The organism is Gammaproteobacteria bacterium (assembly GCA_022450155.1).
GTDB lineage: Bacteria > Pseudomonadota > Gammaproteobacteria > Arenicellales > UBA868 > REDSEA-S09-B13.
On record JAKUQR010000002.1, the window covers coordinates 1 to 21768 of the forward strand.

Below are 21768 nucleotides of genomic sequence, written 5' to 3' on the forward strand. Positions count from 1 at the left end.
TAGAAAAACGAAAGAAGAAATGGGTCAATACAGAAAAGATCGAGAAACTATTCGGTCCGTATCAAGTTTTAGGTAAATAGTAGTGTAAGTAACGATTTCCATATCACCTGAAACCAACTACTAACTTATGAAGAGACCCATCCGTCAAAAGATAGGTTTTTTATTTGGGTCAAGAACAAACAGTTCTAATACCTGTTTTGTGAAGTTGGGTTCCACGGGATGTTGTGAAATATGGAAACTTTTGTTTCCTTTGTCCAGAGATGAACAAACCCAAATAAACGTTCAGGAAAAAACCTGACGAAAATATTTGGTCGTCCAAACCTTTTTTATGGATCTTCGATGTGATGAACTTTGATTAGTTGTTCCCTAAACATTTTCGGTTGTAAGTGTCTTGCATAATGATCTCTTATCACTTGATACGACACATCACATTGTTCCGTTAGATACTCTATTGGGGTTCCTCCTTGTAACTCGGTCATAATGTAGAAGTGTCGTAGTGATTTTGAATCACGACGATCCCCGTTTATTGAATATCTCAACCCACCTTCAATGAGAAGTTCCCTAAAACCCAGATATGGATTAGTCGGGAATATCAAATCATCAGGTTTGTGGTCAGGACAAATGTTCTTACATAAACCACGATATGCAAAAAATGCACCATATTTAGAGATGATAGTTCTATCTCGTCGTTTCCCAATAATGAATATCTCTAAATGTTTCCTCTGGTCATCGTCATCATCCACCATCACGATGTCCTTGTGTTTGACCCTTTGTAGTTCGTAAGGTCTTACACCAGTGTGTGCAAGAATGACGATGTAGTAGTGAAGATACATTCTTGAGAGAATATATTGTTCCCAACCACCACCAAAACTTTTCTTATTCTTGTCCTCTTTGAGTTTTATCTGTTCCCTTCGGGTCTCTTTTGCATCCCTTATTCTTTGTCGACTGACTTGTAGGATTTTTTTGTATTCACTACTTGTAAAGGTTCCACGACTTGGTGGTCTCTTCGACGAACCCATCTGTCTCATCAAAGACAAAGGTTTTTCTGGTCTCCCATTTATGAAACCTTTATCAAGACCCATCTGTAGTATCTGAAATATGATCGTGTATTCTTTCTTCAGTCGAGTGTGTAGTAGGTCAGGTGATTTTATTCGTCGTGTTTCTCTCCATTTTTGCCATTTTAGAAGTCGTGGAGTATCTATCTGTTCTACATAGTCGTTGATGAAGAAGGGTTGGATGTAGTTCTTGTATGAAATATTGTGGTCTTTGTAATAGTTCTTATGTCTAAGACCTGTTTCACTACTTTTCTTACATAAATCTAACCACTCATTTGCAAGTTCATCAAACAAGTGGTCATCACGGTCTAACCGTTCAGTTGGTATTCCATCATCTAACTTGGACAACATTTTCCCATACCACTTCTTTGCAATATTGATTGCAGTTGTGAGGTCATCTGTGTCGGTAGTTTTTTGTCTTGTCTTACCACCCAAGTAACATCTTGCATACCAGTTTCGACTTTTTGTTTTTTCCCAACCACTTTTATCTTTTACATACTGAAACAGGGTAATGACCTTGTCGTCCATTTGGATGTTGTGTCGAACGGTTTGTCCTTTAGAGGACTTACTCCTACCATCCTTTGGGACGAGGAGTTTCCGATTAGTTTTCATCATACAACTCGTTGGTTATGCAACTTCATCCAAAAGTTTGTAGAGTGTCCCTACTCCGATATTCAATGTCTTACAGACTTTTGTTTTAGACATTCCCCTATCAAGAAGTTCCACTACCGTTGTTTTAGTAGAACTATTCACCATACTTGGACGACCGATAGGACGACCACTTTTGGTTCCGTTTTTCTTTGCATTTTCCATTCCTGACTTGACCCGTTCCCGAATAATGTTCCTCTCAAACTCTGCAAATACCCCACACATCTGGAACATCATCTTCCCTGTTGGTGTAGATGTATCCAGACCCTGTTGATGGATGTAGAGGTCAATGTTCTTTGACTGAACATCGTTGAGGAAAGAAACGAGGTCTTGTAATGAACGACCAAGACGGTCGATAGACCAAACTAGTATCCCATCAAACTTCTTTCTATTTACATCCTTGAGAAGTCGGTCAAAGGATGGACGACCATTACGACCTAGAGAACCCGACAAACCTTTATCCAGGTATTCTTCTACAACTTCCCAACCATTTCGTCGTGATACTTCTCTGAGTTCTTCGAGTTGGTTCTGAACGGTTTGTTTATCGGTAGAAACCCTACCGTAAATGACTACTTTCTTGGTCATAGTAAAACACTCCTGTATCTGTAAGTCCTTGATTTTAGGACCCTTTTTATTACACAGATAATTCTACTACAACTTCTACTAATATTCTATTGACTTAACCAATTGTTTTTCCGTGGTAATACTCCTGTCTTATTCGTCTCTAAGTCATTGATGTATCAGTAATACTTAAGTTCTACTATGTTCCCATCAGGGTCATAAAGATACAAAGATTGACCATCTCCTCGTGCCCCCCAACGTATTCCAGGTCCGTCGTGGATGCCAATCCCCAATTTCGTGCATCTTGTTTTCAGTTGTGCAAGATCTGTCGGTTTTATCTCCAAACAGAAATGGTCCTGATTGATGGTCGTAGGCTCTCGAACGTCAGGGGCAGCAAAAAGATCAATCAGGGTGGAAGTATTCAACCGAACGGATGGAAAGGTGACTTCGCCATTCCTCCACTCCTTCACTCTCTCTGACTCAAGACCCAGTACACCCGTGTAAAACGAGAGCGACAATTCAACATCTCTGACCCGAAGGCCGATGTGATCAAGGCCCGTAACCGTCACCAGCGGCTCTGGCTGATTTCCGTTAGCTGACATTCGAATCCAAAGGTTCGTTTACTGTCGCCCTGGACTTTCTCTGATGCTGCTTCTCGCGAACGTAACGTGACGCCTCACGGATTAACCAACCGCAGAATAACGTGACAGGACCGTTTCCACTCTCGACTGAAGTCGCCAGAGCCCAGTAAGCAAGATCCCCGGGATACGAGATATCGAATGGCTTAACCAAAGTCCCTGCCGCCAACTCACTTTCCACCACCAACTCAGCCATTAGCGAAACACCATGGCCGGCCAGAAGCGCCTCAAGGGTGAAATTGGGTGAGGTAAAGTGAGGACCTCTATTGGGGTCAATTCGATCCACGTTGTTCGCCCTGAGCCAGGTCTCCCAGTTTGGCCACTCTGGATCACCGACTGGGGCATCAAAATGAATCAATGTATGTCCTCGCAGATCAGCCGGTGTTCTAAGCGGATTTTGTCCGTTGAGCAATTCAGGACTGCACACCGGGAATACGTCTTGTCCGAACAGGCGTTTCACCCAACGACCGGAATAGTGTCCCTGGCTGAATTCGATAACAACATCAATACCATCGCGTACGGGATCCATGCGCCGGATTGCGGGGTCGATCCGTACCTGAATCTGTGGATTTGCGGTTCTGAATTCAACGATCCTAGGCACCAGCCATCGAGCGCCAAATGCCGGAGGCGCACTGATCGTAAGAACATCCCAGTCTTCCTTGTCTCTAACTCGACCGACCGCCGACACCATAGTCTCAAACGCCTCGCGCAAGCCCGGCAGGCAGGCCTGACCTGCTTCTGTCAGCCGTAGCGACCGGTTGAGCCGGCGAAACAGCTTCACACCCAAGTCGGTTTCCAGCGCTTTAATCTGATGACTGATCGCAGCCGGCGTGACATGGAGTTCCTCCGCCGCACGGCTGAAACTCATGTGCCGTCCAGCGACTTCAAAGGCTTTTAAGGCATTTAATGGGGGCAAACGACGCATAGTTGTATAGTTTTCCTAAACCGAACTCAAGAAATTATCGTTTGTCGAAGTTGTTAATACCAGACAAAATTGCCAACTCAGTAGGCGGTGTCCGAGTAAGTTTCGCTAAGGAATTTTAACACGGGTTGGACCCGGGCTCTGGTCGCTGCAGACAAGATTTTTATTTTCCTCCAAGTGGTTTTTATGCCCTGCACCCGCGGGGCATTTTTTTCTCTCCCAGTGAATCGATGGCGATGTGTCCGGCACGTTCCCAGTGCGATTACCACGAACATCGGCGTTGCAGTCGACTCTTGGCCTTAATTCAAACGATCGGCTTCGCGGTCACAATTCTGGTAATGGTTCGAGGTGGCGCGACCAGAATTCCAGGGTATCAAGATCAACAGGTCTGGCGGCCATCGCTGGCTGACGGTCATGAACCTCGGCAAGTCCCAAACGTTGCGCCGCTAAGCGCTTGCCGTAACACAGCAGATGATCGATGGTCAGCATCAGATAGGACAGTAGTGGCAACGCATGCCGAAACTGCGCCGTGGCCGCCTGCTGATCGCCGCTGCGCCAGCTGTCATAGATCCGGACCTGCAGGTCGCAGCATTCCACGCTAGGTATGGTCCCAGCACACCCAGCACGCAAATTGTCGATCAGTTCCACTCCATTACGACCGTTGAACACCGTGAATTCTCCACCGAGTTCCCGCATCAGACCGCTGATATAGGGTGGTGGTCCTTCGGCCTTGAGTATCTGAATATTCGACGCGCGGTTAGCTAACGTACGTATAGCGGGGTTGTCCAGCCCAATACCGATATATTCAGGCGCATTCTGGATGCCGAGCGGCAGATCAAAGCCACTGGCTACGGCTGCAAAAAAATCGACCAGTGCATCGATACTGGCACCGCGCACCGGTGGCGGCTGCATCACAACCCATGCAACACCGGCTTCGTGAGCGTGATCGATCGCACTTCTTTGTCCTGCAAGCGTGTTTTCCGACACAGTCACCGAGACCGGTACACGATCAGCGGCATCCTCAATAGTCCATTCGACGAGCTGACGCTTTTCGTCGGTTGACAACTTGTTGCATTCCGTGGCCAGTCCACCCACTGCAAGCCCATGGGCACCGGCTGCTATGCACGCACCAACCTGTCTGCGGTGTGCAAACCGGTCGAGACTGTTATCGGCTCTGAAGAACGCATAAAGCATTGGGTAGATACCGTGAAACCCCTTGCTCATGTCATCTGATATCTCGTTGTCCTTGAAATAGTACTCTCGCGGACTTTGAAATCGGGTAACAACTCCATACCCAACCCAGGACCCTCCGGTGCTGAAATGGCGCCGTCGACAATAGGTGGTAGCTCGGTAACGATCTCAGCATACCAGCCGTAGTAGAACGCCCGTACGATTTCCTGCACAAAGGCATTGGGTGTGGCTTGACAGAAATGGACCGAGGCGCTCAACACCACCGGACCGTTACAGTCGTGGGCTGCTACCGGTGTTAGGTAAGTACCAGCAAGTGCCGCACAACGTCGCGCCTCAGTGAGTCCACCGCACCAACCGATATCAAGAATCAATAACGACAGTGCCCCGGTATCGAGAAAGATTTTGAAATCATCTGCACCCCCTCGCGTTTCACCCATGGCAATACGAGATCGCACGGTGCGTTTGAGCTCCTGGATCCCGGCCGGGTTAGTCAAAAACACCGGGTCTTCAATCCATCGCATGCCGATTTCGTCCAGCGCCTGACAGATGATCAGCGACTCTGAAAGGTTCCACATGCCATGCAGTTCAGCGCTGATCTGCATCCGGTCGCCGTATTCTTTTTTGATGGCTTTAAACGGCACCAGCGCCTTATTCAGTTCGGCCGGGCTGATGAACTGACCCTGTGTAGACTCAGCAGCAAAATCAAACGGCCAGATCTTCATCGAGTCTATGCCCATGTCGAGAAGACTGCCTGCCAGTCCGACCGGATCATTGAGAAATCGGTCCAGGTCTTCGTAGTTCTGGTCTGTTCCCGACGAAGCAATACCAAAGTTTTCGGTAGTACCCAGCTTTGTTCCACGTACATACTGGTTACCCGCACACGTGTTGTAAACCGGGATTTGACTACGTATGCGCCCCCCCAGCAAAACCGATATCGGTTGACCGGTTACCTTGCCCAGTGCGTCCCATAGGGCGATATCCAATGCCGAGCGGGCTCGCAGTTCGGTACTCGCGGCCACAAACCCGACATAAGGACGGGTTCGATAATAGACAGCCTCGATATCGACCGCCGACATCCCGAGCACAATTGGTGCGAGATTTGCATGAATGTAGGCCTCAACAGCCTCAGCAGCGTAGAAGGTTTCTCCCAGACCGACAACGCCGTCTGCCGTTTCAGCCTCCAACCAGAGCATGTTGGGGAGTTCCAAAGAGCGGTATGTAGTCAGGGCTGTGATAGTCATCGTACTAATTATGTCTCGATGTTTTGGTTGACATCATCCGTTAGATATTAAGTTTTCTATCGCAAATTACACACGATCACTATCAGCACGAAAGATCCTTAGTAATTTACCGCAAGACTAGCTACAGAATTTTTGCGTCGTCTCTGTGTTCTGCCTGTTGATCGAAGAACGATGCAGTATCTGGCAACTGCGGAAGATCGACCGCATAGTCGATTGATCTAACTCGGCCTTTCCGATAACCTCGAACGACCAATCCCTCGTAGCGGTTGGGCATTGGATTGGGTGATAACGGTACGGCATCGTCAGCGGAATACACAGAGATAAAAAGAGTACGAGGAAATGCTGATTGATTATCTCTCGAACCATGGAGAAGCCGGGTATGCATCAGGCAGACAGCTCCGGCGGGCCCTGTACATGTTGCTGCCTTTGAAGCACATGTTGCTGCGATCACATCATCTATGGCTCCAGTGAATTTACCGTTATGCCACAGACCATGGATTGGACCGGTGTGAGATCCCGGTAGAACCTCGAGCGGTCCATTCGTTTCAGTCACTTCATCGACCATTAACAACGCAGTGACCACGCTATCATTACTGTGTGGCGTAAATGGAAAATCCTGGTGCCATTTGACAACCGTCTCGGCACCGGGCTGCTTTGAGTTTATTTTCGTATGATGCAGCTTAACGTCGGGTCCGATCAATGCTGCAACAAAATCCGTCATCTCACTGTCTGACATAGCGTTGAAATATGCCTTTGAGACTTCGACCGGTGCGTTAACCCGACGCAAGCGAGGCGAATCAGCGCAGTGGCCGGGCTCAATATCATATCGCGGCTTGCCATTGAGAGTCTCACCCCAATTTTCAGAGTGTCCGCGGCTTTCCTCAACCCAGTTCTGAAAAGTTTGGCGAAGCTCCACAAGCGCACCGTCACTTACAGCATCTGGGACAACCAAATAGCCGTTCTGCCAGAAAAAATCCTGTTGCTGCTGTGTCAGTGCTCCCATGTGCCATTTCAGCCACTTAGACGATGTCAGAAGATTAACAGACACTTACCATTTGCGGCAAACAAGGAATCACACCTGACCTTCCCTTCAGAACTCAGGACAGATCAGTAGATTCTTTAGCAGCAAGCTTGGAAAGCGCCTGGTAAAGACCCGCAAGAAGTTGCGCTCTGGGCACCAGAGACGAAACGTAGATGTGTTCTGATTTGGTGTGTAGACCCTTGCCGTGTACGCCGAGGCCATCAAGCGTCGGTATACCCAGTGCACCGGTAAAGTTACCATCGCTGCCACCGCCGAACTGGCCATGATCAAGATTAAGACCTAACTCGGCCGCAACACTGGCTGCGATCTCATACAAGGCTAAAGTGCCGGCCGTGGGTTTAAATAAAGGACGAACAGGGCCAGCATCGACTTCAACACGCAGTTCTGGATCCCCAGTATCCAGAGCATCCATCTGCTGCCTGATCTCGTGGAATGCATTGGCTGTAGGTGCAACACACAGCACCTGAGCCTGGCATTGTGTAGGCACCACATTTACAAAATCTCCCCCCGATACAACACCGACTCGGTAAGTGATCTCGCGTTCAATATCGGATAGCGCCTCTATCTGGGTAATCAATCGGGCCATAGCACTGATCGCACTTCGGCCCGCACCCTGGGCAACGCCTGCATGTTGTGCTTTGCCGAATACCGTTAGTGTGAATCGGAGAAAGGCATGTCGCCCTGTCACCAGTTTTTCATCGTGTGCCGGTTCTGGCACCAGAACCCAACGACTTTTACGGGCTTCCGCTTCGATCAGTTTTCGGGTTGACGGACTGCCGATTTCTTCATCGGGAATGAACATGAATGTGACAGGTACCGATAAAGCACTCTGTTTTTCGAGCACATGACCCAGCGCATGTACGGAGAGATACATCCCCCCCTTCATGTCCATCACACCCGGTCCATAGAGGCGGTCCCCGTCCCGCCGGATCGGCAGTGACTCTTTAAGTGTACCGACCAGGTGCACAGTATCCAGATGACCCAGTACCAAGATACCCGGTGTGGAGCCCCAGTTAAACCGAGCAGTAACCACATCCCCGTAACCATCGGCACCTGGTGTTCGCTCGACAGTTGCACCCAACGTTTCCATGGTTGATGAAGCGACATCCATCATCTGGTTCACAGCAAAGGGATCATAGCTTGGACTTTCAATGCTCGCCCAGTCAGCGATGGCAGATGCGATCAGTTCCGCATCCAACGGATAAGTACTCGAATTAATCATGCCGCTATTGTTTTCCGTCATTTGCTCTGGAGGCCTATGATGACCGGAACCGTGGGAAGGCTCAATACTCAATTGACAGAACTGCCGGACACACTTTCTTACACACTCATTCACAGGTATGGTAACGCTATCAGAACACTGTCATCTCCAGAAAATGGGGTATTACAGACAACCAATAGGGTCAAAACGATCTACGGAAACTACCCGTGAACAGAGCCTTTGTTAAAGAAGCTGACGGAGATGATGTCGTCGAACCGCTATACGAACGGCAACACAGTGATCTGCCAAATTACATTACACCACAGGGTCTTTTACACCTGAAAAACAGAATTCGAGACCTCGAAAGAAGTATAGACGTCCTTTCGAAAACAGATACGTTAGAGAAAAATTCTCAGATAGCCCGCGCACAAAGCGATCGGCGTTATCTGCTGGAACGTGTGCGCAGAGCACAACCAGTTACACCGCCAGCATCACCTGAGAAGATCCAGTTCGGCGTCACTGCGGTGCTTGAGGATGAATCGGGTCAGTCGTACAGCTTTACCCTTGTCGGTGAGGACGAAACAGATATAGATCAGGGCAAAATCAGCTGGGCGACTCCGATTGGAAAACAACTCAGTGGTCGGGTAATCGGAGACCATATTGCCTGGTCGCGCGGAGACGAACAGATTCAACTGGAAATTGTAGACATCCGGTCTTAAGTCAACCTATATATACCCACTTGGTTACCCGAACTGCACCCTTGAAATAACGACGCAATGGCAAACACCACCCACAGCAGACTCGTCAACGTGTTTTACGACACACACCCTATCAGCGAGTCGCAGGTGCTGGAAAAACTGGAACAAACCGGAGTCGATACATCGATTCTCACTGTTGAAGTACTTCAACACCACGACCAAGACCATTTCGGTGGCTTGGCTGCTACCGAAGCGCTTGCTCACCATGCGCAAATCAACGAATCAACGCACGTGCTGGACCTGTGCTGTGGACTGGGCGGCCCTGCCCGTTATCTTGCGTATCATTATGGCTGCCGGGTTACCGGGGTTGATATGAATTCGGACCGCCTGGCCGGTGCTGTTCGTCTGACCGAAAGAACCAAACTGCAAGACCGCGTCCTATTCCACCATGCTAATGCTCTGCAAACAGGATTAGCTGATGAAACATTTGACGTTATCGTTTCGCAGGAAGCCTTTTGCCACATTCCAAACAAAAAGACACTAATGACTGAATGCGTCCGTCTTCTAAAACCCGACGGGCGCATTGTCTATACCGACATCCTTGCGCGTAGCAGTTTGACCAACGAGATTTGCTGTCGCCTGGAAAACGAAATGGTATTTTCTGAATTAAGCACATTGGAGCAATACTGCCACCTACTTGAGGAAAAGGGCTGCCACGTGGTCGAAGTAGAGGATCTGAGTGACGATTGGGCACAGATACTGATCGACCGACTCGCTATGTATCGAAGCTTAAAAGAACAGACCGTTTCAAGTTTCGGCCTGGAGCATTTCCAAAAATGGGACCGCACCTACAGCTTTTTTGTCGGTCTGTATCGATCCGGTGAACTTGGTGGTGGGCGATTTGTAGCACACAAACCTAGATCGATCTGACAACGACAGTGTTTTCACGGTTGTTTATGATGATTCACGCCGCATCACGTAAAGCCCACTGCCGATTATCAGCATAATCCCGATGACAGCGACTCTGTCCGGCGTTTCGGAATAGAACATCAATCCCCATACAACTGCACAAGGCATCGCAACATATTCAAATGGCGCAATCACAGACGCTGAAGCCAGTCGATAACCGCGGGTGACCAGATAAGTACCCGCGGCGCTCACCGACCCCATCAAAGCCCAGAGAGCCAGATCAGACTCTGCGGGCAGCGTCCAGCTCCGAAGGAGAAACTGCAGACTTGGATGACCGACATCGCTGAACTGTCCCCTGCCGGTCAACATACCCATAACCGCACTCGCTATGAGTAATGAAATCTGTGCATAAGCAACCATTGTCGCGGTCGAGGCTGTCGTATGCATATGCCGTGTCAATAGCTGCATGCAGCAATAGGCAAACGCTGCCCCGATCGCGAGTAGCCCTTCCCAGCGTATGGCCTCCGTACCGGGCCGCAACATGATCACCACACCGACCATACCTATAGCAACGCTTGACCATCGTGCAAGACCCACAGATTCTTTTAGCAAGACAGCCGACAGTGCTGTGATCAGCACTGGTGCGATAAAAAATATGGCTACCACTTCGGCAACCGGCATCTTGACCATTGCCAGGAAGAAACAAGTGTTTGCCACGACCAACATCAAGCCACGCAACACCAACAAGGAAAAACTCGACGAGTAAAGCTGTTGAAGTCCCCCACTCATTAGCAGTATGACCAACGTCAACGACAGTGCAACAGTTGCTCGCACTAACATCACCTCGTGCAACGCATAGGAATCGGCAAACAGTTTTACCATTGCATCTTGAAGGGAAACCATCACAATGCCACCCACCATCGAAACGATGCCCATCATCTTCGGTGAAAGCATATGTGGTGTCCCGAATCTTATTATGAGCACAGCTTCGGATTACAACTACTTAGAAAAATACACGTTGCCGACACTGTTAAAGCCATAGGATACCTGCCGCGAACCTGGTGAACTACGCCTGGTGCAACAATAAAGATCCGTCACTGATCCTTAAATCGAAACCAATCATCTTGATAAATCCCATCGGCCCGTTTTTTCTACAGATGATGCGATCAGGGTAACCAGATTTTATGAAATCATGTCTGCTACGAATAACCAGAATGACACGGTCGCATAGGCCGACACTACAAATAGGACCAGCATCAGTATCCGATCCTTCACTCCATTACCACGTTTCCAATAAAAAAGAGCTCGAACAAAAGCAAGCGTAGCGACAGCGAACACCACGATCAGCAGCAACACATCTGAGAACAACCCCTCTCCTATCATCGACCCTCCCGGTACCATGCTATGGCTGGTTTCATACAAGCCGATCCCGCCAGTGTGAGCGTCCGCATGTTACAGTGGCAACCTGACTATCGCCAGAACACAGAACTGGATTCAAGAACCTATGCTTTATGCTATTCATTGCCTGGACCGAGAAAATGCACTGTCGATCCGACTCGAAAACTATGACGCCCACCGGGACTACCTGAACGCCACCCAAACCAACATTGTCCTTGCAGGACCAGTGACTGCAGATGATAGGTCGACGCCGATCGGCAGTTTTATGATTATTTCTGTAAATAACCAGGAAGAAGCAGAGCGCTTTAACCACGGTGATCCGTTCTACCGGCTCAATGTATGGGACGAGGCCTCAATCAGGATACAACCGTTCATCAAACGACGTGGTTGGTCAGAGGACACTTGACGCTCGAGAAATTTGTAAATAACTGAATGCTCTACACCTGTCCAGCCTGTTTTAAACCACTTCAGTCAGCCAGTGGCCCGGACCGGAACCGCCTGAAAGCGCCGCTAAACACAAATATCAGAGCCAGCAGAATCACTATACCCCCCACCAATGTCTGGTCAGACGGCACCTCACGTATGACAAGCCAGGCCCATAACGGTGCGAGCAGTACTTCGACCAGCATGATTAGCCCTGACTCAGGCACAAGCAGGTAGCGGGGACCGAGCGTCGTCATAGTTGTCCCCAGTGGTACCAACACAAGTCCCAGCAGCAGGGCGAACAAAAAGCCCTGCGGCGTGAGCGAAAGCGGTGAAGCCATTGGCGCTGCAATCAGGCCCGTCAATAAACACCCGATCATCACCGCCGGGACCATACTGATTTCCTTAGATCCTCGGACAATCACGAACTTGGTCGCCAGAAGAAATGCAGCACCCAGCGCTGCCACATCGCCGTTGATCGAGTCCGAATTGAGACTGTTCCGAAAGATGATGATCAGCCCGAGGAGAATCACGGTCGCACCCAGCCAGGTTCTTCCCCCTACCGGTTCACCCAAGACGACGCGGCTCATCAAAGCGCCCAGTACTGGCGAGATACTCATGATTACCAGCGCATTGGCGACGGTCGTGTGCGTCACCGCATAAACGAAACACATAGTACAACCCACATAAGATGCCGAAAGAGCTAGTCCTGGAATACCTATCCGTCTAAAGCCCTTCAACCCTATCGGTTTTTCCATAACCACTGAAATTACCAGCAACCCCACAGCACCCAACAAACTGCGACACATTAGAATTGTCCAGATATCGGCGTTAATCAACCGAATCAAAACACTGTCAGGACTGACAACAATCACGCCGACAAGCGTCAGTAAAACGCCCGCCAGTCGTGTTCGAGGGATAGACGGATAACCCACCAATGTTTTACAGTTTTTGTTCTATAGAGCGGCGCTCGGTCGAGCGCTCACCACGTCATACCATCGCCTGGCGTGGATCGCGTCCTCAGCCAATACCAGTTTTCGCCATGCTGCAAAATCGATCAATACCAGCAGATCAATATCGGCCACAGTAAAAGCGTCACCCGCCACAAACGGTTTTTCGCCGACCAAGTCATCAACTTCAGCCAGGAAGCGTTCGATCCGCTGTTTTCCCCGTTCAGCAAGTGCTGGGATCTGGTCATAGTTAATCGGACCAGTCAGAGCACGGCCCTTAAACCCCTGGGCTGAATTTCGTAGGTACTCTGCCATGGCCATAAAGCCTCCCATCTCAATATGCCACTGCAAATCGGCGACGCGGCCCCGGTCAATTGGGCTCGTACCCATCAGAGGCGGATTGGGATACTCGGCATCAAGATAGTGCCAGATCGCAGTAGTACTGTTGAGACAAGTTCCATCTTCGAGCTGCAATACCGGCACCGTACCGCATGCATTCAGAGCAACAAATTCCTCCTTGAGGTGTTCACCTGAGCGAAGATCAACTTCGATGGTCTCAACCTGAATACCTTTTTCAGCAATAAAAATTCTAGCCCGCCTGGGGGATGGCGCAGTCTTGCAGTCATAAAATCTCACAATATCGTCTCCTCAAAAACTCTAATTGATCCCGATCTAAATGTTGATTGGCAATACGCACCTCAGCCACAGCCCAAAGCAACACCTACTCCACCATGGCGTTTAAGTACGGCCAGCCAATCAGGTATGTGCTTCTTGATTCGGTTAAGAATATTAGGCTCATCCAATCCTAAAATACAGCCACCTTCCAACACCAGTCGCCCATCTATTACGCTGCAAACGACATCTGATGCACGAGCGTAATAAGCTAAGGATGAGTACTCTGCATAAAATGGCTGCAAGTGTGGACGCTGCAAATCAAGCTGTATTAGATCAGCTCTTTTCCCGGGCGCCAAACTGCCGACCTGATCCTCAATACCCATAACTCTTGCGCTACCGATGGTCGCCAGTTTCATTGCGTCAAGAGAAGTCAGCGCATCATGGAGTCCACTCAGTAATCGAACTGCATTCATCGCATTGCGCATGGCTTCAAACGGATCATTCATCATCCAGTCTGTCGCAATCCCAGTAACAATTTGGCGATCTTGAATTCCCTGAAGATCTGGATATACGCCGCGACGTGGATAAATTGTTGGGCAATGTGCATAACGCGCCTTAGATTGCTTGATCACATCCAAGTCGGTATCTGAAGCAAATGTCAGGTGTGCCAATACAGAGCGATTCGACAACACATCCAGGTCAGCGAGAAACTCGGCAGGGCCTTTGTCGTATGTTGACCGGCAGTATTCAACTTCCTGTCTTGACTGAGCCACGTGCGTATGCAACCCAACACCCAGGCGGTTAGCTTCTGCGTGAGCCTCTACATGGAGCCCGGGAGAACAAGTGTCCGTAGCGTGAGGGCCGATTCGTCCTGTAACGAGTCTCGATTTGGAGGCGGCACATTTCTCGACGAAATTAACGCCACGGCGCAACCGTTCCTCACCTTCTGTCGCCACCCACTCGTAGTGGTTCGCGTAAAGTTTCTCTAACTTCACATCAAAGACTTTCAGTGCTATCTGCGCGCGCAATCCCGCCGTCTCAGCCGCCTCGGCGAGGCCTTCAGGCTCGTACCAGATGTCGTTGATCGTCGTAACACCCGACCGGATCATATCCAAGACACCCAATAGAGCCAGATCCCGCCACTGCTCAGTAGAAATATGCTTCTCACTCCTGAATGCGACTGAATACAGAGCTTGGCCACCGGCGCCATCATCGCTCTGACTCCGGAACAGCGCTGAAGCGGCGTGGCTATGGCAATTAACGAACCCGGGCATTACAGCTTTACCTTGACCTGACAGAGTTTTTTTTGGCTGCCAGAAACCGCTGCCCTTAGCGGGACCACTGTAGACAATCGTGTTGCCGTTTACAGCAACCTCCCCGTTCACAACAATAGGGGCATCTTCGGTCAGTGTGTAAAGAACATCCGCGCTGACCAGTAAGTCAACTTGTGTTCCTGGCGGAGGAATTTGTTTGTCATCAGTCATGCTGGCATTTATAGATAAACACGGTCTCTCTCAATTGCTAATATATACCGTCGTTGCATGACCAGCTTGGATTGGACATTGCACTACTGTATACGGATGTATTAGCACAGTACCTGAAAATACAGATTGTGAATATACAAATTGATACTCGGACTTTGACGCCATCTGGTTTCGGCGTCGAAGTAAGTGGTGTCGATATTTCCAAGCTTGATGACCAAACAGGTCAGATACTCACCGATGCCTTTGACGCGCACGGTGGCCTGCTGGTTCTGCGTGATCAGGGGCTCGAAAACCCGGACGATCTATACCAGTTGGCCGCATTGTTCGGTGAGATCGAACACAATGAAAAATACGACCCGCGCTATCTATTGCCGGATCATCCTGAGATTCTTCGTATCGGCAACACAATCGAAGACGGACAATACAGCGCACTGTTTATCCGTGCTGACCCTCCGCCTCTACTCTGGCATTGCGACGACTCCTTTCGCCATCCACAACCCATGGGTTCATGTCTTTATTGCGTGGAAACCCCCGAGTCAGGTGGGGAAACTGGTTTTGCAGGTATGACCGCAGCCTACGAAGAGTTGAGCGAACAGATCAAATTCAGAATTAATAACTTGGTTGCTGTTCATTCCTATGATCATCTCAATGAACTGTTACGCCGAAAAAATATACACCGCCCCCCGCTCAGCAAAGCGCTGCGCCAGGAACATCCTCCGGTAAGAAGACCGCTGGTAGCCCGTCACCCGGTCACCGGAAACAAATCATTGTACCTGCCCTTATGCCATATCGAGTGCATTGAGGGCATGGCTGCCACAGAAGGGGAGGTTCTACTTGAGGAACTGCAGGCACATGCTGTTCAGGAGCGTTTTACCCATTTCCAAAACTGGAGGCCAGGAGACTTGGTGATATGGGACAACCGCTGCACGCTACATGCCCCCACACCATTCGATGATCAACTCCATACCCGCCTAATGTATCGTCTGACAATGACCGGGCCTCAGATTGCTACTGTCTGACATAGCAGGCAACATTGCCTGAATTTGATCGCCAGTAACGTTGAATTTCCTATCTAAATTTCGTCCAAATGAGCTCATTCGAAGACCAGTTTTATCGTACAGACCGAGCCGTTTGGCCCCGTATCAAACGGGACCTCTTGCTCGCGATATGGATCGCTAGACTGATCTTGACCTGGTTTACCCAGGGTCGACGTCTACGCAAGGCGAGCTGCCGCGCATTGCGTGAAGAAAACGTGTTGTACCTGGACGACCTTATAAATTCTGAAGACGATGACTAAGCGATTCCCAACACCGGACTACCATTTCAGTTATCGAATTCCACCTGTTTCAGGCAATACGATCAATGGCCTGGGAGAGACGTCGCCTCGTCGTGCTCGCCAGGTATTCCACGGATCTGGGGCACGAAAACTGGAGTGGGTTGCTTTGGAAATGTTCTTTGGGCTGACAATGCCTTTGCACATTTTCATTCGAAATGCACTTAACCGCTGGGAACTGCGCAAAGCTGACGGTCCACTTGCCCGGAAACGCACACCAGTTCCCGATTCCGCAGAGATGTCCAAGCAAATCAAGTCAATCGCAAAACAGGCGGGTGCCGGTGCTGTTGGCATCACACCAATGACCGAAGATGCATTGTTCGAAGGGCAGACGGCGGATTACCAGACAGCTATCGTGATTGCGTTGCCCCAGGACTACGAAACCATGAAGGCGGTCACCACAGTTAAGGCCGCGGCAGAAACCGTCGATACCTACCGGGATGTCTCCCGAATCGTGATGGCGCTGGCTGCACATATCCGAAGTCTTGGCTGGCGTGCGCGCGCCTATGGGGAGAGCGCCGACCTCCTACACATCCCCCTTGCCATCAATGCTGGTATCGGTCAACTGGGCAAACATGGCTCGGTCATCGGCACTGAGTTCGGTTCCAATTTCAGACTGGCGAGTGTGCTGACAGATATTCCCCTAGCGATAGACTCAGCGGTCGATATCGGCGTTGATGATCTGTGCCTGGGCTGTCAACGTTGCACGATCGATTGTCCTGCAGACGCAATCAGTGATCAACGGCAATGGGTCCGCGGCAAAAAGAAATGGTACGTGGACTTTGACCGATGTGTGATGTACTTCGTTAAAACACTCGGCTGTGGTATCTGTATAGAAGTCTGTCCATGGAGTCGCCCTGGGCGTGGCCGATCGCTGTCACAAACGCTGCTCGCAAAACGAGCAAAACGCGATCCGACATGATCCTACTAGTCTTATGGCTAGTCGAGTCAACTGCCCATAAATCGGTCAAAAACATTCTTCATCAGTCTTGAAATATTGTTATCGAAATTGTTGTGAGGCAGGCTACCACAGAAAGTAATTGAACCAGTCGAGAAGACTGCACCACCGGAAGGTGTATCAAAGTAAACCATGTCAGCACGGATCAGTTCCTCATTTGGCACTCCCGGCAAGTTAGTGATATGCGTGAGTTGTTCTTCTGGAACCAGGACGAACGTGTCATTGTGATTTTCTGACGAGGCAACCACTACAGCGTTTTGTGGAGAACCCAAGTAACGATCATAACGGTCGAGCTCAAAACCGGCCGCGCCGCCACCGCTGAAACCAAAATCACCAATCAGTTCATCGGATATACCGTCGAACATCCAACTGAATCGCTCATCGTAACTCTCGGGCGTACGACGGTAGTAGGAACCGAAAAAACGACCCTGAGACGAGAATCCTACGCCGGCGAGATGTTGCGGAGGCCGACCGTTTCGACGCCACAATCCACCATACTGGCCATCAAAAGCGTTGTAGTACTCACCGGGTTCCGCAGCCCAAGCTCGTATTCCACCTTCGGCTCTTCGGATTTCGATCAGCGAACTATTCTCGGGATGAATCGCCACACGCCAATAAAAACCGTTCCCACCGAGATAGGCGAGGTGACCGCCCTGGTCGCGGTACTGCTGTAGTGCATCGAGTGTCCGCGCAGTGTGGTATTCAGGATGAGATCCTGTTGTCACCGCAGCATAACCGCTCAGCACAGCCACGCCTTCATCATGCAATTCCTTATCGGTAATCACATCAAAGGAATAGCCTTGATTTTCCAGCCACGCCGTTAGGTGACTATCAGCCTGAAAATGACGCAGTCCAGAACACGCGTTCGCACCAAATGTCAGATAACCCGGTCTCAGATTGAATAATGGTCGTCGATGACTGGCGTGACAAATACCACTTCGATCAGAGTGAAAATTGTAGGTGGAACATCCGTAGTGTGGATACTCAGCCGGATTCCATGGGTAGGCATTCCACGCCTCGTTCCTGTCGAGCCAAGAAGGTTCGTAGTCAGGTCGAGCATGGTTACCATAGACCGTGTAGGTGAAGGTCGACACCAGGACACATAAACGGGCAGTCCGTTTATCCCGCGGCGGACAGACAAACAGTGGAATCGTGTCATGCTGATCTTCCTGCTCGAGTCGAATACCGTAAATCCCGGATCGAAGATCATTAGGCACCACAAACGAAAAATCTGTTTCCCACTCAAAGTCGTAGATATCATCTTCATGGAAGTGGATCGCCCCATACTGGTGTGGCAAGTGTCGCCAACACATCTCGGTACCATCCCAATTAGCCCCCGTCATTGCACGAGCGGGAAAATTGATTAGCGTGCCAGTTAACTGGTTGGGACCTGAATCAACAACACGGCAACTGGATATGTCGCGCGAAAAATCCCAGCATGCAAACACCGGAACACCATCGGTTTGTCCTTCCAGGGTATCCAGATCCAGCGGTCCCACATAAACCGTCGGACTGTCTATCTTGCCGTTGAAGTGCATCTGTCGCCCAGTCCTTTCAGCCGCCGCAATCATCAGACAGTCCATCGTTTCCAGCTCCAGAGCCGTCGACCCGCTAAATTCGGCGTGCGAAGCCTCATCGGACTGATTACCGCTACAGCGCAGGGCCAACGAGCCTTCTACCAGATCGACACTTGCCGAAAGACGTACCCAGTAACGGTCAGTAGTCGGACTGTCCAGCACACACTCACTCCAACTGTCATCGGTCATCCTGACTGCGACCCGTGGCCTGCCAGCACCGTCCAGACCCAAAACAAACGCACACCCAGAATCTGCTGCACCTGCCGAAAACACCGTCTGTGCCCCTTCCCCAGGCCGGGTCGGCCAGATCATCACGGTTACCGCAAATGCTTCAGGCAACTGACTGTCTGCTGCTAGAGGCACTTTCAGACAGGATCCGGGTACAAATGGCTGTACACGCGCTGAATAGGCACCCGTTAAACTGCAGTCGATGGCTTCCTCAACCAGCCCCATCCCTTCAGGATTGGGGTCAGCACAAACGGTACGCACCAGACGGGCTGTGTAATTGCCGTCTAGATAACTGCTGACCTTAACCTCGACGACCTCTCCCGGCCGGGCAGACAGCCGGTCAGCATAACCGAGCAGTGGGGGATGGTTATGGTTCATGTGTGGGCGACCTGTGGTGTGGTTGGACCATCACTGGAGATGGTGGTCCGGCGTACGTCTCTGATATCCTCAGTTTCATCGAAACGCCGAACGCGATGCATCGTCTGCCGATTGTCCCACATGACGAGGTCGTGTAATCGCCAGTGGTGTACATAGACAAACTGCGGCTGGGTCGCACATTCGATCAGATCGCGCAGAAAGATACGGGCTTCAGCCATCGGCCAACCCACGATGGTTCCGGCATGAGACGCCAGAAAGAGCGATCTGCGCATCGTCACAGGATGAGTTCTCACCAACACCTGGCGAACGGGCGCGAAGGTTTGTTGTTCTTCTTCTGTGAAGTCGGTAAACCCAAGCTGACCCCGGGAATACATCAGCGAGTGTTCACATATCAACCCCTCAACTTCCGCCTTTATCTTGTCATCCAGAGCGTCATAGGCCGCTCGCATGTCTGCATATTCGGTATTTGGACCATCGGCCGGAATAGAGCGGGCGGACAATAGTGAATACTTCGCCGGAATGGCACGAAACGAACTGTCTGAATGCCACAAACGGTTACCTAAATTAAATAATCTCCGTCGGTCGTCCCTGGCATAGATATTCTGGTTTTGATCCAGATTGGAGACATCCGCAATATCGGTACCGAGCCGGCGCTGATCGAGTCGCGTGATATTGCCACCAATTGAAGATTCAATCGGTCCGAGCGCTCGACTGAACGCAAGCTGCTCTTCGTCACTGATATCCTGACCACGAAACACCAAGACTGCGTATTCGTCCATACCGGAATCGATCGCAGCCACTGTCTCCGGACTCAAAGGTCGACGGAGATCCACTCCAGACACCTCCCCCGCAAAACATCTACCGATCGGAACAATCGAAATACTCATCTTTTGTCAGCCGCAGTTGTAATGGTCGGATACACAACCGGTTCAGTCAGAAATGTTTCCTAAACATGCAGTCATAGCTTTAATCATAGACACCACCACGTCGATACACCAGCGATTGCTTATAAACAATCCCTTTCGACATGCGCAGGCAGGTAGAATCCGGCCCTTATGTTTAGTGAAACACCATGAGAAATCGCATTCGTGAGGTCTATCCGCTGATCCGGCTGGCAACCGTTTTAGCACTGATGACGCTCGGTTGTTCCGCTATGTACGCGGGCGTGATGGTGCTCGAGCCCTTAGCGCTGGAATTGGATACCGGTCGCGGCAACAGTTCGTTGATCTACGGCACGTTTATGATCGGATTTGCGTTGGGTGGTGTATTCATGGGCCGGCTGGCTGATCGCATGGGTATCATGATTCCTGCCTTGATCGGGAGTCTCGCCCTACCGGCAGGCTTTTATCTCGCAGCGCATGCCAGTTCAATTCTCGAGATTTGCCTGGCTTTTAGTTTATTGTGCGGGTTTCTAGGATCATCGTTCAGCATGGCCCCACTTATCGCTGACATCTCTCATTGGTTCAGCCGGCGGCGCGGACTTGCGGTCGGCATCGCATTCAGTGGCAGCTATGTCGCCGGTGCAATATGGCCACCGATATTGCAACGTATGTTTGATGCCCAGGGTTGGCGTGAAAGTTTTGTCGACCTGGCTTTGCTCACACTCATTCTCATGGCACTGCTGTCTCTACTGCTGTATCCGAGATCTCCGATAAACAAACAGCTGCCTACAGCTAGCTCAGCCAACTCTAATCTGACCAACTCGGCAATATCAGCAGGTACTCTTCAGAGCCTGATCTATCTTGCCGGATTTGGTTGTTGCGTTGCTATGGCAATGCCGCAGGTCCACATCGTGCCCTATGTCATGGATCTGGGTCATCCAGCAATACGGGGAGCGGAGATGCTGGGTCTGATGCTGGGTTTCGGTGTGATCAGCCGTGTTGGTTCTGGCTGGCTATCTGACCGCATCGGCGGCCTGGCTACTTTGGTGCTGGGTTCAGCACTACAGGTGGCTGTACTGATTGCGTTTCTTACCGGTAACAGTTTGGTCTTCCTGTATGGCATTTCCATTGCTTTTGGTCTCTCCCAAGGTGGGATTGTCCCATCCTATACCATCATTCTGCGTGCGTTTTTTCCACCCAAGCAGGCTGGCTGGCGAATCAGCACATCATTTCTGTTCACCGTTGCCGGCATGGCTTTCGGCGGTTGGATCGCGGGCTTACTTTACGACCTCACCGGCTCATATACCGTTTCTTTTCTTAATGCGATTGGATTTAATATTCTGAACCTGTGGGTCGCCGCAAGCCTGCTAAAAAAATCCGGTGCGATCGGTACACGCGCCTCGACAAGCGCAGTGAACTGAAGACACTCAGGACGCC

General features: G+C 50.3%; 22 protein-coding genes. 7 read left to right on the forward strand and 15 right to left on the reverse strand.

All coding sequences use genetic code 11. The features are described 5' to 3' along the window. Positions 1-326 precede the first annotated feature (326 nt). The 8 genes from MK323_00890 to MK323_00925 all read right to left on the reverse strand — a co-directional run bounded on the left by MK323_00890 (position 327) and on the right by MK323_00925 (position 8541). On the reverse strand, positions 327-1667 hold the full coding sequence (locus tag MK323_00890) for a hypothetical protein (protein MCH2480724.1): 1341 nt from the start codon (positions 1665-1667) through the stop codon (positions 327-329). A 15-nt stretch (positions 1668-1682) separates the two neighbouring features. Continuing rightward, positions 1683-2288, reverse strand: coding sequence for a recombinase family protein (locus tag MK323_00895; protein ID MCH2480725.1), 606 nt, complete (start codon positions 2286-2288; stop codon positions 1683-1685). 155 nt (positions 2289-2443) lie between these two features. Beyond that, the gene (locus tag MK323_00900; protein ID MCH2480726.1) at positions 2444-2866 is read right to left on the reverse strand and encodes a VOC family protein; all 423 of its coding nucleotides are present in this window, start codon (positions 2864-2866) and stop codon (positions 2444-2446) included. Continuing rightward, positions 2856-3827 carry a transcriptional regulator GcvA gene (gene gcvA / locus MK323_00905; GenBank protein ID MCH2480727.1) on the reverse strand — a complete coding sequence of 324 codons (972 nt, stop codon included), beginning with the start codon at positions 3825-3827 and terminating at the stop codon, positions 2856-2858. Before gcvA ends, MK323_00900 begins: the two co-directional genes overlap by 11 nt. 321 nt (positions 3828-4148) lie before the next feature. Further along, the gene (locus tag MK323_00910) at positions 4149-5048 is read right to left on the reverse strand and encodes a dihydrodipicolinate synthase family protein (GenBank protein ID MCH2480728.1); all 900 of its coding nucleotides are present in this window, start codon (positions 5046-5048) and stop codon (positions 4149-4151) included. Continuing rightward, complete coding sequence (locus MK323_00915; GenBank protein ID MCH2480729.1) at positions 5045-6256, reverse strand: mandelate racemase/muconate lactonizing enzyme family protein; 1212 nt, start codon at positions 6254-6256, stop codon at positions 5045-5047. The genes MK323_00910 and MK323_00915 overlap by 4 nt, the downstream gene beginning before the upstream one ends. A 121-nt stretch (positions 6257-6377) precedes the next feature. Continuing rightward, complete coding sequence (locus MK323_00920; GenBank protein MCH2480730.1) at positions 6378-7259, reverse strand: phytanoyl-CoA dioxygenase family protein; 882 nt, start codon at positions 7257-7259, stop codon at positions 6378-6380. A 94-nt stretch (positions 7260-7353) separates the two neighbouring features. Beyond that, on the reverse strand, positions 7354-8541 hold the full coding sequence (locus tag MK323_00925) for a M20/M25/M40 family metallo-hydrolase (GenBank protein ID MCH2480731.1): 1188 nt from the start codon (positions 8539-8541) through the stop codon (positions 7354-7356). A gap of 185 nt (positions 8542-8726) precedes the next feature. On the opposite strand from MK323_00925, the gene MK323_00930 reads away from it, so the two are divergent. Beyond that, complete coding sequence (locus MK323_00930; protein MCH2480732.1) at positions 8727-9218, forward strand: GreA/GreB family elongation factor; 492 nt, start codon at positions 8727-8729, stop codon at positions 9216-9218. 57 nt (positions 9219-9275) lie between these two features. Beyond that, complete coding sequence (locus tag MK323_00935) at positions 9276-10127, forward strand: methyltransferase domain-containing protein (protein ID MCH2480733.1); 852 nt, start codon at positions 9276-9278, stop codon at positions 10125-10127. 24 nt (positions 10128-10151) lie between these two features. On the opposite strand, the gene MK323_00940 is transcribed toward MK323_00935, so the two are convergent. Both MK323_00940 and MK323_00945 read right to left on the reverse strand, forming a co-directional pair. Next, on the reverse strand, positions 10152-11060 hold the full coding sequence (locus MK323_00940) for a DMT family transporter (GenBank protein ID MCH2480734.1): 909 nt from the start codon (positions 11058-11060) through the stop codon (positions 10152-10154). A 228-nt stretch (positions 11061-11288) separates the two neighbouring features. After that, positions 11289-11489: a hypothetical protein gene (locus tag MK323_00945; GenBank protein ID MCH2480735.1), complete on the reverse strand. Its 201-nt coding sequence runs from the start codon at positions 11487-11489 to the stop codon at positions 11289-11291. A gap of 121 nt (positions 11490-11610) precedes the next feature. Between MK323_00945 and MK323_00950 the strand changes: the two genes are divergently transcribed. Then, on the forward strand, positions 11611-11910 hold the full coding sequence (locus MK323_00950) for a YciI family protein (protein MCH2480736.1): 300 nt from the start codon (positions 11611-11613) through the stop codon (positions 11908-11910). A gap of 61 nt (positions 11911-11971) precedes the next feature. Here MK323_00950 and MK323_00955 read toward each other — a convergent pair whose 3' ends face one another. From MK323_00955 to MK323_00965, 3 genes are all read right to left on the reverse strand, one after another. Continuing rightward, a complete protein-coding gene (locus MK323_00955) occupies positions 11972-12862 on the reverse strand; it encodes a DMT family transporter (GenBank protein MCH2480737.1) in 891 nt (296 codons plus the stop codon). 21 nt (positions 12863-12883) lie between these two features. Further along, positions 12884-13513 carry a glutathione S-transferase family protein gene (locus MK323_00960; GenBank protein MCH2480738.1) on the reverse strand — a complete coding sequence of 210 codons (630 nt, stop codon included), beginning with the start codon at positions 13511-13513 and terminating at the stop codon, positions 12884-12886. 62 nt (positions 13514-13575) lie between these two features. Beyond that, positions 13576-14976, reverse strand: a complete 1401-nt coding sequence (locus MK323_00965) for an amidohydrolase family protein (protein ID MCH2480739.1) — start codon at positions 14974-14976, stop codon at positions 13576-13578. A gap of 128 nt (positions 14977-15104) precedes the next feature. On the opposite strand from MK323_00965, the gene MK323_00970 reads away from it, so the two are divergent. From MK323_00970 to MK323_00980, 3 genes are all read left to right on the forward strand, one after another. Beyond that, a complete protein-coding gene (locus MK323_00970; GenBank protein MCH2480740.1) occupies positions 15105-15995 on the forward strand; it encodes a TauD/TfdA family dioxygenase in 891 nt (296 codons plus the stop codon). Between the two features lie 68 nt (positions 15996-16063). Beyond that, positions 16064-16273 (forward strand): hypothetical protein, encoded by a 210-nt coding sequence (locus MK323_00975; GenBank protein MCH2480741.1) that lies wholly within the window; start codon positions 16064-16066, stop codon positions 16271-16273. Continuing rightward, complete coding sequence (locus tag MK323_00980) at positions 16266-17231, forward strand: 4Fe-4S dicluster domain-containing protein (GenBank protein ID MCH2480742.1); 966 nt, start codon at positions 16266-16268, stop codon at positions 17229-17231. Before MK323_00975 ends, MK323_00980 begins: the two co-directional genes overlap by 8 nt. Positions 17232-17257: 26 nt before the next feature. Here MK323_00980 and MK323_00985 read toward each other — a convergent pair whose 3' ends face one another. Beyond that, complete coding sequence (locus MK323_00985; protein MCH2480743.1) at positions 17258-19450, reverse strand: N,N-dimethylformamidase large subunit; 2193 nt, start codon at positions 19448-19450, stop codon at positions 17258-17260. Further along, positions 19447-20337: a TauD/TfdA family dioxygenase gene (locus MK323_00990; protein MCH2480744.1), complete on the reverse strand. Its 891-nt coding sequence runs from the start codon at positions 20335-20337 to the stop codon at positions 19447-19449. The genes MK323_00985 and MK323_00990 overlap by 4 nt, the downstream gene beginning before the upstream one ends. Positions 20338-20522: 185 nt before the next feature. On the opposite strand from MK323_00990, the gene MK323_00995 reads away from it, so the two are divergent. Next, complete coding sequence (locus tag MK323_00995; GenBank protein MCH2480745.1) at positions 20523-21752, forward strand: MFS transporter; 1230 nt, start codon at positions 20523-20525, stop codon at positions 21750-21752. Positions 21753-21768: the final 16 nt, after the last annotated feature.